Source organism: Prevotella sp. khp1 (assembly GCF_900102205.1).
GTDB classification, from domain to species: domain Bacteria; phylum Bacteroidota; class Bacteroidia; order Bacteroidales; family Bacteroidaceae; genus Prevotella; species Prevotella ruminicola.
In genome coordinates this window covers 229,592-244,537 of the sequence record NZ_FNJZ01000001.1, presented here as the reverse complement: position 1 = coordinate 244,537, position 14,946 = coordinate 229,592, and the positions used below count along the sequence as shown (strand labels likewise).

Genomic DNA, 14,946 nt, shown 5'->3' with positions numbered 1-14,946 from the left:
TTCTCATTTTTTAATTATTACATTTTCCTTTGTATTTTTCGCTCTTAACAAAACTGAAATCTGAAACACATACTTTCTACTTTTCCAGATTCTTATCATTTTGATGGCCCTACTTGCATCCATGCCTTGCTTTTGGCGCATGCGCTTTGCATCGTCAATGGTAAACTCATCTGGCAGCAGCTCAAGCAGGTTACGAGGACCACGGGTTCCTATGCGCTCGCCTTCTTGGTTGGCTTTTTCAATATCTTCACCAAAGAACTGCATCTTGCACCACAGATCGTACTGCAGGCTCCAACGGACAAAATCTTCAATCGTCTTTTCCCATTGGTAGCCATTGGCCACATACAGCACACATGCCTTTAACCAGGCTATCACAATGGCACGATGCGAAAGGTTCCAATACGTTTCATCCTGCGACAATCGGGCAAATTCTGCGCACTCCTCCTGTAGCTTTTTAGCCAGTTTGAATGCCTGCGGACAATCCACCACACCATGAGCCGACACAAGGTTGTCGATATACGTTTTCAGTTCAGCATCAAACGCCTCGTCGTACTTGCCGTAGATGGGCTGCTCAGCACCAATCTCCATCTCTGGGATGGTACAGAAATTGATTCGGCTGATAGGACCATCGGTAAGTACTCGACTGAAGAAGCGACGACCTTTTTGGATGGTAGTACAGGCGTTCCAGTTGAATCTACACTTAGGTCTTGCTGTAACACTCTGGGTTCCGATACGTGTTTGACCGAACTCAGCACCTGGGTCGAAAGCCAAACACATCAGCTGGAAATGCTGCTTGCCAGTCTGTCCCTTCAGCTGCTCAAACAAGTCAATCTCGTTCAGCTTTACATATACAAAGTGGCCCTCGGCTTCGTCCATACGGGTAACCAATGCGGGCTTGGTCATATCAGGATCAATCTCTTGTATCACCAGTCCTTCGGGTCGAACCTGTTTATCCTTATTGGCACCCTTCTTCTGGCAATCCTTTTTCCACTCGGCCTCTCTTCGGGTGTTCTCCGCATCACGGGCTTTAATATCGGCCATAATGTGGCGAATGGGCTCGTCTATACAGCCTTTACCTGCACCCGTATGTGCCATCAAGCAGTTCATCAGCGTGGCCTCATGCTTCACGTAATCGGTGTACTCAAACTCCACCTCTTTCAAGTGTGTGCCAAGCGATGGAAACACCGCATGCGCCACCGCAGCTTTGTATTGGTTGGGGGTATTCTTGGTAAGTAGTTTAATCAGTTTTGGCAGTTTTGCCGGCATCTCAGGAGGAATAGGAGCAGAACGATCACTCACTTCTGATTCTTTATCATCCCCCAGTCTCCTACTCTTCGTAAATATTGCCTCTTCATCCTTATTCAGTTTTCGTTCAGGATTGTAATACTTGGCATAAAAATCACTCAGGCATTTCTGTACATTCGCATCGGCCCAATGTTCAGGCATCAGTTCCGCCAAAGCTCCGTTTGCCTCCTCCTTACTTAATAACTGGTTACAGCCACTCAGGAATATCTTCACCGCATTATGCCTACCGCCAATATCCGTAAAGTCCGATTTCTCCAGCCCCTTCGCCTTCAGCACCGCCTCCATCACAAACCTCACCCGCTCATCAATTGGTTTATTTTGCAATGCTGTGACCAGGGACTGGTCCCTGTCGCAGGATGTGACTGGGCCCTGTCCCTCGTCACGGCTCTCGCGGCTATTCTCGCGGCCATCATCCGTTGCTAAATCATCTTCCCAAGGCTTATAATGCTTCCTCGCCTTTTTAGCCCCAGCTGGCACCTGCTCTTCACCTTTACGCTCGCGCTCTTTCAAACGTGCATATTCCGCCTCGCACTCCTCAACCGTCATCGGTTCATCAAACAGCTCATCGCTGAGAAAAAGCAAATCTTTTTCATCACCACTTGTCGAATAGACCACCCTTTGCAAATCATGCACATTTGTATCCATTTCAATCTGCAGAATGGTCGCAATGCGCACTTGATTCTCGAGAATAGTAGTACCAGGCTGGCGCTTACAAACCAGATGGTATCCCCCACTCGCACTTTTCTCCAGCATCATCAAGCCTATCTCATCTTTCTTGGCCAGTATCTGCTGTGCCATTGCCGCACTTTGGTCGGCATCGTAGCAATCCACATCGTGAAAAAAGTAGCTACCAATGCTCTTGCAACCAGCTAAAGCCGAACTTTTTAGCACACCAATGTTATAAGCAAACTGCACCAATTGGGCCTTAGCTTTCTCATCGCCTTTGCGAGCTTTGGCTAAGTTCTCCAGATTCTCTTTGGTGTTTCTGAGCGCCAAGAAATCTTCACGATTCTTTACCAGATAAGCAAACTTCTTACCCTTATTTACTATGCGGTAAATCATTTACTAAATCCTTTCTTTTGCAGGTGTTTAATGATTGGGCAAATACCCTTTCGTAGGATGGTGGGTAACTGGGCGCGCAGTTCGTTAGGTACCACAAATGTTACGCGATCGTTGCCATCTGCACCAAACGACAAACTGGCGTAATCCCCTTTAAATTCAGGCTTATGGCGTAATCGCTTGGTACGAGTAAACTCAAATGATCCGTTGGTCAACAATTGACCTAATCCACGACCACGAAAAGCCTCCACTTGTCCTATACTCGGATTATCTGGCAGGAACTGCACATAATCCATTTCTAAATCACTCTTTGTAACGGCCATCATACCGTTAACAGTTACGGTCTTGTTTAATTTGTTATTTGTTTTCATTTTGTTTTTTGAGTTTTTAAAGCGAGAAGAAGTTTCGGATTCCTTGGCCATTTACTCGAGAATATCCTCCTCACCTCAACTCAAAATTCTTACTATTTACTTATTAGATGCACATATCATTTCTAAAGCCTTTTCGTCATCCAAGTATTTTGCAACAATCTGTTCAATAATGGCGCGAGTACCAATATTGTCAAAAGTCACATTCCAGTCTTGGAAATGGGCTGCAATAGTACCCTTCCAACTAGTGATTACGACCGGATACTTTAGCGGAAACAGCTGCAGTATATCGTCATTCCAAGAAGAATAATTTCTATTGTCATAATCCAAATGTAACTGCCCATGCTCTATGTAAGATAGTGCATCTTTACCATGTTTCTGAATCATCTTTATGATGTTCTCAGGGTTCTCCAGTGTGTCTTTTACAAACTGTTCAACCTCTTCCAATGACAATTTCTTTGCCATACTTTCTAAAGGTTCAATGTTTAATGTTTAATCTTTTGGATTTCGTTCGCAATAACGTCCATGTACACCTGTCCGTTGTGTTCTCGGGTTCTGAAGCTCATGCTACAGGCAACCAACTCTCCTTCGGTCCACTCGATGGTGGCCAAACTGCCCAGGGCTGTTACCACAAAGCTGTCCTCATACTTGCCACCCAACATCTGCAGTACCAGAGTACGCTTGTCAAGTACGCCATTCTCACTTTTCTCACTCTGTACGGTAGTCATTACCCCGCACTTTTTCACTCTTAAAATCATTGTGTTCATAATTACTTTTGTTAAATTAAATGTTAATATAAATTGAATCAAAATTTGAAACTCTTACGAATTCAGCTCTTATTTCTTCGATACTCTTACGAGTAATGCGAATACCCAAATTCCATGCATGCTGTTCTTCAGCTCTCACATCAGCCAGGTATCTCAGATACTCTATCCGTTTCACCCGGCCTTCTATTCTAACCTTTTTTTCCATCATATTATCATCCTTATCGTGTTCTTATCAGATCATCTAACATAGGATTGTATCCATCACCAAGATACACTCTTACGTCAGTTCTTTCAAAGAAACTTGCATTTGACGCGTCGACAAATCTGAACGCCCAACTTTTACGTAAGATAAGATCCAGCTTATTTTTCAGACCACGCATTTTTTCGGCAACTTCTTTCATGTTTGCGAGTTCTTCCATATCCAGCATATCGTAATATTTTTCATAAGCCTCCTTATACTCAGCAAACAGTTTAGTTTCAGCCGTAGATAATTTCAGGTCGGAATTCTCCACACTCTCAGGATCAATAGCAACGGTTCCATTTACGACGAAACCAATCTCATCTATTTCCTTTTCTTTTAGCGCCACATCAGTCACTAAGTAAGTCTTACTTGGGAAATGCAATTTTTCTCCCCAAATCAAATCCCGAATGATGCCCGTCTTTCTCTCGGCTATCACCTTCTTAACGCCCTCTAGTAGAATTGATTGCTTTGCAATCTCTGATTCTACACTTACCAGCTCTTCGGCCAGTTTCTTACAAATTTCCCGTGAATAATACTTTTTATTTTTTAAACATTATCAGACGACTATCATCTGATTTCCGAGGGCAAAATTAGGCATAAAAAAACGGCGACGGAAGTAAAATTCCATCGCCGTAGCGTTTCTGAGAGTTTCTTGTAGCGTTTTAGAAATCTCTGAGAGTTTTTGTGAAAATCAGATGTTTTTCTTGAGAGTTTCTGAGAGTTTTCTGAGAATTTCTCCTACCCCATCTTTCTCGCTTTCAAGCAGGGCTATCATGCCCAGTCCAATCTCCTTATATTCCATAAATCGCTTATGCTGGGTTATGGGTGCATCCCACTTTGCTATTGGCTTACTAAAGCTAAGTATATCCAGTCGGCTTAGTTCTATAGGGTCAGGCAAATGCTTATGGTCAGGCACTTCACGCCTAATTCGTTCGCTAAATCCTTCATAATCATCTTTGGTATGTACTTCAAGCTGTACCATAGCTTTATACACCGAGAACCACCAGCGATTGGTAGTGATGGCCGACTGTATTTGCTGTATGGCCCACGATACATGTATTTGTTCTATTACTTTAGGTTTCTGCAGCTCTTTCATAGCTTCATCAATCAGTCGGTTGCACACATGAGCATCCACTTCCACCTCACGCCTTTCCAATTCCTGCACCCTTCCTACGATCTTTGCTTCTTTATCATCGTTTAGATAAATCTTACGGTATCGCTTATTCATAGGTAGTACCCAGGCATTACCATCTTTATCCTTACAGTAAACACCAACATACGTTCGGCCTTCATAGAACGCCAATACCACTTTGCCATCTGTTACTGGCGCATTTAGTCTGGCCTTCATCGAATCGAATTGCATTATGCCTGCATCAATCATCGAGTCATCGCGCATTTCAAACTCTATAAACATCGATTCTCTAATGTCGATATCTTTAGGCAACTGCTTTTGTTCCAACCCCGACTCGCACGCCATCAAGTTGCTGTCGTAATCCCAATATTCGCCTGTCGAAGTATCCAGGAGCCGCGGATTCCATCTAGCCTTCCCCATCTGGGAAAGGATTAGGTTAAGTTCATCTCTTGTCATTTATAGTAATCTTTCTACCTTTAGTTAGTTAAAATATTAATGGGCATTACGCCCTATCGAGCCGCAAAGATAACATTTTTCTCTGAGATAGCAAATTTTTCTATGAGATTATGCTGCTATTTTTCTAAAATGTTGTACTTTTGCAGGCGGTATTAAAAAACAAAATTAAAAAACAAGAAAATGAAACCAACTAAAGAACAGATTTACCAGATAGGTAAAGAGAAATTTGTGAGTGACATAGTTACTGAAATTTTGAATAATGACAGTCTGGACGACACCTTAATAAAGGAGGTGTGTTTAGACGATGGAGGAAATTGCATACATATTGCTTTTTCAGGTGCCGTTAGTGCAAGCACCTTCATAGCTATTTCAGAGGCCTTCGGTGATAACGACCCAGACGTTTATGCCAATGGAGAGCATCTATTCGAGGTCGTATTATCAAACCATATTGAAGAATTAATAGATTAACGCCCTCTTTACAGGCGAACCAAGTCTATTTGCGCCCCGCTATTCGCAGCGATGCGCAGGACATTTTTGATATTCATATTATTAGTAAGTACACGAGGAGCCAACAGTGATGTTCGCTCCTCGGTTTTTATTTACTTCCTCAAAAGATTATACTTCCTCAACCATTATCTTTGCCTTAAACTCATTTGCCATTTTAGCAAAACGTTTCCAACTAGATTTAAGGATGTCTGGATCATTCCAAACTTTCTCAAAGTGTTTTAACGTTGCCTGCATCATTGTCGGACCAGACAAAAGTATTCCTGCCTCATGATTTCTCTTTCCACTTGCACGCTTACCGATAGCAGCAGAAGTGATGTTAGCTGAACCAATGTATGCACACTCATCGTCAAAAACAAACATCTTCATATGATTGCGATCGTTGTAACGCAACTCGAAAAGAGGATTCTCCAGCAGTTGAGGGCAGTTTTTCTTTGCATAGAGGTAGAACCCGAAAGGCTTCATACACACCACCTGAACGTGAACGCCTCGTTCCACAAGCAATAAGAAGAAGTCGCATAAGCGCATCGTTTCTACTCCCCCATCAGCCTCAATAAAAACGTTGAAGTTTTTAAGATTTGCCGTAGCAATTTTCAAACTGTGCTTTACTTCTGTCATACGTTTAAAGACCTGGGTATAGTGTTCCTCGTCTTCTACATAGCAGAAACTAGCCTCCGTTTGAAATTTCTCAATGTTGGAGTCTGAATCCATCTTTATAAGCCCTAATTCAGCCAAGTCCTTCGGCATAATACGCCATCCACTTTTAGGAGCCTTCCGCGCAGGAAGTGTACCGCTGTGAATCAGATCGTATACCTCCTGCGTCGAAAGCCCAGTTAAACGGACTGCATCTTTTGTACTTATGTATTTATTATTGGTGTTATATCTCATGCTTAAGAAGATCTGTTGGCTCACCAAATCCGACCATATATACAAGTTGTCGTGCTCGCGTTATAGCAACGTAAAGTAATGAGCGCTTTGCTGACAAGTACTCCTTTTTAGCAACATTATCCATTCCAGAGAATGGGTAACCTTCTGTAGCTTTAGAAGGCAGATTACGTTCATTTACATCAGTTAGAATGATTACACGGTATTCGAGTCCTTTCAATGAATGGAATGTACACAAGTCAACACCATTAGTACTACCTTGCTTTTGATCCCCTTTTAAGACTCTATACTCTTTTCCGTCACGATGCAATCTTGTTTGAACCCCCTTCAATAGTTGCATACTTGGTGCAGCAATACATATCTCAGAAGGTTTTATTCCATTGTCTATACACTCATTAAGCCATTCTATAACCTGTTCAACTTCTGAATTTGCATCACTTACTATTTTGTATTGAGGGGCTATTCCATCATGTATAAGAGAAACATATCCTTTTGTAGATTCCTTACCTCCATCAAGATCGTCATAATCAACGCCCTTAATGACTCCAACAGCAACCCTCTTGATAGGTTCTGTAGTACGGTAATTGATTTTAAGTTTTTTGCTCCTAATACCTCTTACATTAATACCCGCAGCTCCGAAATTCATTTTACGGCCCGTGTAGATACGTTGAATAGGATCTCCAACTAAGAACAAATCGTTCTCTCCTTCAGCAACTAATGCACGAAGGAATTTCAATTCTGGGTTTGAGAAATCCTGAAATTCGTCAGCTATAACATTGGTGTATGGATGGATATTATTCTCGTTGAGATAGTTCGTTGTTTCGTTAAACAACTCCAGTCTGTCAACAACCTTACGCTCTTGTTTCAAAGCTACATATTTCTCAACGAGTTTCCATATCTCAATGCGCTGTTTGCGGTTTAATGCCTTGTTACGACCAACACGTGGTTGCATCATATACTCTTTAACATCATTATTCCCATAATATACGATAACATCAATGTATTCGTCGTATAGGAACTGTTCGTTAAATTCCGTAATTTCTGTTTCAAGAACTTCACGCCATAACTTCAATGACTCTTCATCACCGCTATAATCAAGCACATTATAACCATCTTTTATCTTATATGCCTGCGCAACATCCAATAGAACACGATCAATGTTGTTTAAGGTGTACTTATTTGATGGAACCCCAAGTTTTTTAATAGAATCCGCTAAGTTTACCCTAAGTGTTTTAGTGTATGTAGTAAACAGCACCTTTGCGTCAGCCTTTTGGCATAGGTATTTCAGACGATGAATAGCTGCAATGGTCTTTCCTGTTCCAGCTCCACCACTAACTTTCATTGTACCCTTATATTCGGCATCAACAAGCTTTCGCTGTGATGGATGAAGGAATATCTGCCATTTATCCATGCCTTGGTCGATAATACGCTGAAGTTCATCATCATCTGTAATTTCAATAAATCGGCGTTTATTATTATCACTTAGCAATTTGTCTTCATTCTCATGAGCCTGACCTTCTTCTATGTTGCTAATAACATCATCTATGTTGGTACCATCCATTATATTGAAGATGTTTTCATACGCGTCAATAGGCAGAATTGGCTCCAATGCATCGAGATCATCCAACGACTTAATAGACATTACTCTTCCTATTGCGTCCTGTGGTATACCAATCTTCAGCAATTTTTCCTCTGGTACACCTGTAAAAAAAGTATTTTCGATTACAGGCTGACTTGATGACGTATAATCATCTTCTTTCTCTTCTATGGATATCAGCTGGCAGGCCTGTGTATGCTCATTCCATACAAAGCGCTTGCTCATACCCCATCGATATGCCTCTTCATGGTCAGCGACATACAACAGGGAATACGTATTTCCTCCCAATACTCCGATAATTACACGATAGTTATCATCAATTCGTGCTGTGCGCATTGTTGAATTCTTAAATTGAGCTATTGGTTCCAAATGAATGCCTGGCGATGCAGGGTTTTCACGAAACTTCTTTTGGAATGTTACCACCTTGTCCTGTGTCTTTTTTGGCAATTTAAAAACTGCGTCAAAGAATGTTTCTGATAAAAATAGTCTCATATTTATAATCTTATTATGTCAATACTAAATTCTTCCTGTTTAATAACCTTATATCCCTTCTGTTCGAATGTTTCTTTATCATCTTCACTATAGGGATCGATGGCAATCTTCGGATTATCAATAATCATAGCAGCACTTGCGATAACTTCATCGTTTTCGTCTGTGAGCTCAAAAATACCATCATAGCTGAAGGGAATATTGTTGTCTATTAATATATCAACAATATCTTCCATTCCGGGATAGAGTTCCTTGACTTCGTCTCGGTTCACAATCGAAGCAACAACCTCTTCTTGAGGAGTTTCTTGAGTATTAGAGAAGAATTGAATCAGATTGTATCTTCTCCAGAATTTAACCCATTCTTCTTTATCCAATACACTTAATCCCTTGTGTATCAGAAGGTCGTAGCTGATTGCGTCACTATATACTTTATCCACTTCCTCATCTGTTGAGCTGTCAGTGAGCCTATCCTCACATGATGCGTCCTGAGAAACAGAACCTTCATATAACGCCCCTCCACTTGTTAGGAATTCTGACGTATCGTATATACACCAGAAACAAGTTTCCTTGATATTTCCTAGCTGCGGGTTTTCTAGGAATTTCCCTAATCGAGTAACAGAATTGAATCCCAGTTCATCATCTTTTTCAGATTCGAACAACAGAATATCTTCCCACGTCAATGTCCAAGAGAACATGCGCTGTGGCTTTGCCTGTTTGATGCCCTCACGTTTTTCCCAATCGCTATAGAATCTCATATTAGGCGTACAGGCATGATATTGGTAGCCATCCAAATATACTGACCACCAAGGAATGTTTATCAAATCTTCGATTTCAATTCCGTCAATCTTCGCACGGGTACACATGATCTGGAAATCAGGGATAGTGGTATGCTTAACCCCATATGCAACAGTCAATTCAAACTGTGGTTTAATATTATATCTGATCTCCGTTTCTGAACTTTCATCCATTACTACCAACTCGTAATGGTATGAATCTTCATCAGGCACCTTCTCGAACGACCAGTCTTTATTCTTTGACAGCGTTCGCATTGCACTAACAAACTTCAGTTCAAGTTCACTATCTTCAGCTGCACCATTTTGTGCAATAGTACCAACAGAACCATCAATACGTTCCCATGTTTTGGTATTATCAACCAGTCGTTCAAATAATATTTCAGCCTGTTCTCTGCTAAACGAATCGCGAGAATATTGGTTGCCATATGTAAGTATACAATGATAACATCCATCTTTACCTTCATGCTGGCATGTGCATTCTTTTATTCTATTGTATGCATTTTGCAGCAGTTCTGTGAATGCATCTGTATTATACAGCTTCGCCAAATATCCAGTTCCACCAGGGATAGTATCATACATCACAAGATAGTAATCTTTCTTTCCTGTAGCCAGATTCGCTTCAGTATACGAATCTATTCTGATATGTTCAGGAGATGAATGGTAGTATTCTTTCATACCAAGTTCAATACCTGCCCTAAACATCTCGACAGCTGATTTTGCATCTAATATCTGTACTGGCAAAAGAATCTTGATTGCCTCTGTCTGCATATGGCGATACAAATAGAGCTGCTCAAATACCTCGCCATTTCTATCATCAGCAAAGCTAATCTGTTTATGGTTACAGAATCTGTAGTGCTGTTCTACAGGTTGATGATCCCTATTCGTTTTAGATAGAATTGGTGTAGACTTACCGCAGTACTTGCAAGTTACAAAGCCGTTTTCAGGTATGATACTCTCATTGTTAATTTCCACTTTAGCTCCTGACTGCATCTGCATACCGTAGTTGGCTTCATACAAATCCATGTTGTTACAGAATTCAATACCGAATCCTATGCCTTTCATGGCGTAGGATGAAACAACCCCCTTATGGTGGAACATAAAGTGTTTCTTTACGATGAACTGTTCTTTTGTACGTTCTTCGTTTGAGTCATCAAGTACAGCATCAACCTTATACATAGCACTCCTTGCGTTTGTGAACTTCAAGAAATGGTGTTGGTTAACGCCCCATGAAGGGTCACCACATTTCGGACATGATGCTTGTGAATAATCTGGTGTTCCTTTTTCTGCCAGGCAATCACACTTAGAACAATATCTCATAGAGGTGAGATTGTCTTTCCAATCAAAAGTAGGTATACCACTAACCTCTAACTGAAGTTTCTGGGTACAGAACTTATTACCAGGCGCCAGTTCCTTAATACCTTGCGAGGCAGACCTTGTTAGTTCTATAACACTTGGTTCTGCTACATTATTCTTCTTATCTTCTTTTTCTTGTGACGAATAAACACTGGCTTGAAGTTTTACTCCCGTCTCAGGAAAAGCATAGTTTGGCAACAGGCCGCAGTTAGTCATAAACTCAATAAGACTCTGGCCTTGAATGCTCGCATACTGTTTCTTGCATGCCTTTATCAAATCCTTTATGGCTTCCTTCGCAGGATCATTGGGCTGTAGTTTCTCTTCCTGTTCCTTATATTCATTCATCTCCTGCCCCAACCCATACAATCTGTCTGCCAAAGAATGGAATTCCTTGATAATAATCTGATAGAAAGATTCATTATCCAGAGAGTCTGCAAGAATCTTTATCGTTGGTTGAGTCTTCTCATCATATTGCTCTGCAAACCGCGATTTTAAGGTATTCTTGTTGTTCTTAATAAATGCAATGATTTGATTGATGACGAAACTATCAAGTGCCAAAGCGTCCTCCGTAAGTTTCAGGTCTCTCACATACGAAGGCAGTGTATTGTCCGTACTTGCACTAATCCATGTATCAATACAGTATGCAAAGAAATGACGACGAAGTATATCTTTTGCTTCAAGGAAACAACCTGGAGTATTCACTTCGCCTTCCATCATCTCATCTGGATACGTAAAATAATACATATCATGTGGCTCACCAGAATGAGCGTAGTTCAGCACAAGGGCAGCTCCTTCTTTACGTCCAGCTCGTCCAACTCTCTGAAGGAAGTTACTTGGTTTAGGTGGAACATTTGCGTTGCCCATCACATTCAAATCGCCAATATCTATACCCATTTCGAGTGTTGAAGTGGCTGTTAGAACGTTTACAGAGTTGGAATGAGGATGCTCTTTAAAGTCTTTCTCCAACTTTTCCCTATCGCTACGTTCCAACAAACCAGTGTGCTCACGTGCATATACACGAGGAGATAGCGCTCTGTTATATACCTGCTGGTAGTAATTCAGTTCTGGATTGATTTCCTCAGAATATGTTCCCGCACATTTATAATCTAGACAAGGTGTATCTTCTGCAATCACGTCATTTTTAGCCACATATAGTGTCGACTGGCAGTTACTACATTTAATATGCTTTACCTGTTTGCTTACCCAAATATGATCAGGATTAATAACATAATTGCCACCTCCTTCAGGAGCCCTGTTCACTAGCCCAACTTCCTCCATCTTAATGAAAAGCATTCTGATAAAGTCGTTGAAAAGAGTCATATTCTTCTCAATGGGCCAGTTGAAATTTCTCCAGAAGTAGTTTGTGTACCAATTGGGCTTTTCTCTTCTTAGAACCACGATGTCAAGCATATCGTCATTGGAGCCTTGGAAATTGACACCAATAAGTTTCGGGAACCTAATGCCGCCTCCAAATGCTCTATTTAAGAAGTGGCGGCCGTCTCTATTCCAGTTTAGAGCCCACAAAGTTAGCGCCTCTTTTCTATACTTATCGAGATATTGATGGTCTACCGCGCCATGTTGTCTCATTCTCTGAAGTATACCATACACATAGTGACAGAAAGAACTTTCATTTTCGGCAACATAACTGAGGTTGTTCTCCATCAGGAAATCTTTCATCAAGTCATACACCTTATGTATATCTTCGCTTTTGAAGAAGGTTGCAGACGAACCTGTTTTCTCCAAAGTACGACCTAATTGAGAAGTCAGACCAAACTCACTTATGATTTCCCAATCTACACGGACATCAAACTCCTTTTTGAAAGATTGCATAAAGCTATTTCCTTCTCGATAATTGTGCCTCAAATCTACGTGAGAAGCCAAGTCTGCTGGAAGAAAACGGTTATAATAATCTTCCTCAGTCAATTTTGCTTTCCAATAATCTTTAAAGCCTTGTTGCAACTCTGCCACATTTACAGGATGTTCCAACGTGTTAATGTATTGCTGCATTGACTGACGGAACAAGAAACGGAAGGTTCTTGCTTCGTAGAAACCTGCTTGATGTGCAGCATCTTGAACACTGTTATTGAAAACCAGAATCTTTCTATCTTTTTCATCCGCATGGTCAAAATCACTTGACAATACCTGACTAATGGCCACGCTCGACAATGTTGATGTTCTACCGCCTATCTGGCAAATCGAGTCGCTATTACACTCTGGGCAATTTGATGCAAATCGCTGATTGCCACCTCTTGTCGACGTAGTCTTGCTGCACACGCGTACTCTTAGTGTATCACTATCACTTACGCTTGCTTCGCGTAAATCCTTCATGAATACATGATGAGTAACGTTAATCGCATTGTCATTCACATATTCATCTATGGCCTCATGCTTTTTCGATTCAATATTAAGGAGCATAACCTCCTTTTCACGATTCATGAAAGCCTTGTTGATGGTCGTTATGTCAGAGCAATACCTGTCATCAGTTGCCAGTCTTCTGGAAATCCATCCGCTTGCTCCGCACTCACGACAGAAATACATAGGCAGTGCTATTCGGTCTTCATCCTTCTTTAAACTATAACGCCAGACGAATTCAGGCTCCTTCTGGAAATATCGTAAGATACCACTCAATTCGCGCTGCCACAGCTGAACCTGGAGATAAAGAAGTGGAATTTGTTTGCTCGTATTATTAAGTGGACGTTTGGCATAAGCAATCAATGCCAGAAGATTTTCCAACGTAATGATGCATACCTTCTCGCCTTCCTGAAGATAAAGCCTACGATAATTATTATCTTGGTCAATCAGCCTCTTATGTATATCGTCAAGTGATAGTATTCCTGAACTCAATATTACCAACAATGATTTGACGATATCCATACTGCGAAGATATGTTCCTGCATCAACTGGAGATATTGATGAATCCTTTAGCCATACCTTGCATAGGCGTTTCATATAACTGTCAACAGTATCATTAGCACCAAACTCACAACTCTTTATAAGTTTTACGTCTGGTAGGTTATTGTTCGTTACTGTTATATACTGTTCTACTGGGATACGATGTTCTTCAATAACATTCTCTTCTTTGAAAGTCTCTCCAAAAACATCTGTAGCATATTCACAGAGTCGTTTCTTACTATCTGCACCGTTACCTATAGTAGCAGAGGTACCTATAGGACACAACACGCCCTTTGGCATATTGAGCTTTAGCTTCAAACGCCGTATAAGGTTGGCCACATCAGTACCCTGGGCTCCATCATAGGTATGCAACTCGTCAAGAACAATAAACTTAAGTGCTTTATAATCTGTATCAATGTTACCTTTCCATAAGAAACGGAACCTTTGTCGCATCAGACCATAGTCAAGCATTTTAAAGTTTGTGAGAAGAATATCTGGTACGGTGTCTAAAATGGCATCACGATTCTCAATGATATGGTCTTCGCCCATGTCTCTGGGATAATCCTTCGGATCAGTACCTTCACCTACAAAAAGGCCTGCAGTTACCTTTCCTTTTAAGCGTTCATCGTTCCATATAGTCTCAGCCAGACGTTTTGCCTGATCGCTGGCAAGTGCATTCATGGGGTACATGATAATCACTTTTACGCCTACCTGTCGCTCATACTTATTACAGTTGTAGCAATAATCTAATATTGGATATAAGAAACACTCCGTCTTACCTGAACCAGTACCTGTTGTTAGTAATGTTGGCTCTGGATTATGCCCATTCTTCATAGACAACTGGCTAAATGCCTGCAGCTGATGCTTATAAGGTGGAAAGTTTGGAGCAATATCCAATGGTATATTCTTACTCTCCTCCTCAGTTGCTGATACGAAAGGAGTTTTCAACGATATAAATGGCCCCTTGAACAATCCTTCCTCTTTATCTTCAATAAAGCGGTAGAATGCATCACTTACATCCTTCTCCTTAAACTTGAAGGTTGCCTTAATATACTCTATTATTGAATCACGTACTTCGCGTGCTTGTTGGAGTGGTAACATATC

10 protein-coding genes are annotated in these 14,946 nt (G+C 41.1%); 1 reads left to right on the top strand and 9 read right to left on the bottom strand.

Translation table 11 applies throughout. The features are described from left to right. Nucleotides 1-3: 3 nt before the first annotated feature. The 6 genes from BLR73_RS01045 to BLR73_RS01015 all read right to left on the bottom strand — a co-directional run bounded on the left by BLR73_RS01045 (nt 4) and on the right by BLR73_RS01015 (nt 5,328). Nucleotides 4-2,367 (bottom strand): hypothetical protein, encoded by a 2,364-nt coding sequence (locus BLR73_RS01045; RefSeq protein ID WP_143010853.1) that lies wholly within the window; start codon nt 2,365-2,367, stop codon nt 4-6. Beyond that, on the bottom strand, nt 2,364-2,735 hold the full coding sequence (locus tag BLR73_RS01040) for a hypothetical protein (RefSeq protein WP_091860037.1): 372 nt from the start codon (nt 2,733-2,735) through the stop codon (nt 2,364-2,366). Before BLR73_RS01040 ends, BLR73_RS01045 begins: the two co-directional genes overlap by 4 nt. Before the next feature lie 96 nt (nt 2,736-2,831). Beyond that, entirely contained in the window at nt 2,832-3,197 is a 366-nt protein-coding gene (locus BLR73_RS01035; RefSeq protein WP_091858077.1) for a hypothetical protein, read from the bottom strand. A 20-nt stretch (nt 3,198-3,217) separates the two neighbouring features. Further along, on the bottom strand, nt 3,218-3,499 hold the full coding sequence (locus tag BLR73_RS01030; RefSeq protein WP_091858074.1) for a DUF3127 domain-containing protein: 282 nt from the start codon (nt 3,497-3,499) through the stop codon (nt 3,218-3,220). Between the two features lie 218 nt (nt 3,500-3,717). After that, entirely contained in the window at nt 3,718-4,176 is a 459-nt protein-coding gene (locus tag BLR73_RS01020) for a hypothetical protein (RefSeq protein ID WP_091858067.1), read from the bottom strand. Between the two features lie 255 nt (nt 4,177-4,431). Then, nucleotides 4,432-5,328 (bottom strand): S24 family peptidase, encoded by an 897-nt coding sequence (locus BLR73_RS01015; RefSeq protein WP_091858063.1) that lies wholly within the window; start codon nt 5,326-5,328, stop codon nt 4,432-4,434. A 180-nt stretch (nt 5,329-5,508) separates the two neighbouring features. On the opposite strand from BLR73_RS01015, the gene BLR73_RS01010 reads away from it, so the two are divergent. Then, nucleotides 5,509-5,796: a hypothetical protein gene (locus tag BLR73_RS01010; RefSeq protein WP_091858060.1), complete on the top strand. Its 288-nt coding sequence runs from the start codon at nt 5,509-5,511 to the stop codon at nt 5,794-5,796. A 147-nt stretch (nt 5,797-5,943) separates the two neighbouring features. Here the strand turns inward: BLR73_RS01010 and BLR73_RS01005 are convergent, their stop codons facing one another. From BLR73_RS01005 to BLR73_RS00995, 3 genes are read right to left on the bottom strand one after another with little or no spacing between them, the layout of a single operon-like run. Then, nucleotides 5,944-6,720, bottom strand: coding sequence for a phospholipase D-like domain-containing protein (locus BLR73_RS01005; RefSeq protein WP_091858057.1), 777 nt, complete (start codon nt 6,718-6,720; stop codon nt 5,944-5,946). Further along, nucleotides 6,710-8,806, bottom strand: coding sequence for a UvrD-helicase domain-containing protein (locus tag BLR73_RS01000; RefSeq protein WP_091858053.1), 2,097 nt, complete (start codon nt 8,804-8,806; stop codon nt 6,710-6,712). Before BLR73_RS01000 ends, BLR73_RS01005 begins: the two co-directional genes overlap by 11 nt. A gap of 2 nt (nt 8,807-8,808) precedes the next feature. After that, nucleotides 8,809-14,943 carry a DEAD/DEAH box helicase gene (locus tag BLR73_RS00995; protein WP_091858051.1) on the bottom strand — a complete coding sequence of 2,045 codons (6,135 nt, stop codon included), beginning with the start codon at nt 14,941-14,943 and terminating at the stop codon, nt 8,809-8,811. Between the last annotated feature and the right edge of the window lie 3 nt (nt 14,944-14,946).

Bases quoted from the DNA above. Each gene is read 5' to 3' on its own strand.
- BLR73_RS01045 (WP_143010853.1), bottom strand. From the start codon at position 2,367: ATGATTTACCGCATAGTAAATAAGGGTAAGAAGTTTGCTTATCTGGTA.
- BLR73_RS01040 (WP_091860037.1), bottom strand. From the start codon at position 2,735: ATGAAAACAAATAACAAATTAAACAAGACCGTAACTGTTAACGGTATG.
- BLR73_RS01035 (WP_091858077.1), bottom strand. From the start codon at position 3,197: ATGGCAAAGAAATTGTCATTGGAAGAGGTTGAACAGTTTGTAAAAGAC.
- BLR73_RS01030 (WP_091858074.1), bottom strand. From the start codon at position 3,499: ATGAACACAATGATTTTAAGAGTGAAAAAGTGCGGGGTAATGACTACC.
- BLR73_RS01015 (WP_091858063.1), bottom strand. From the start codon at position 5,328: ATGACAAGAGATGAACTTAACCTAATCCTTTCCCAGATGGGGAAGGCT.
- BLR73_RS01010 (WP_091858060.1), top strand. From the start codon at position 5,509: ATGAAACCAACTAAAGAACAGATTTACCAGATAGGTAAAGAGAAATTT.
- BLR73_RS01005 (WP_091858057.1), bottom strand. From the start codon at position 6,720: ATGAGATATAACACCAATAATAAATACATAAGTACAAAAGATGCAGTC.
- BLR73_RS01000 (WP_091858053.1), bottom strand. From the start codon at position 8,806: ATGAGACTATTTTTATCAGAAACATTCTTTGACGCAGTTTTTAAATTG.
- BLR73_RS00995 (WP_091858051.1), bottom strand. From the start codon at position 14,943: ATGTTACCACTCCAACAAGCACGCGAAGTACGTGATTCAATAATAGAG.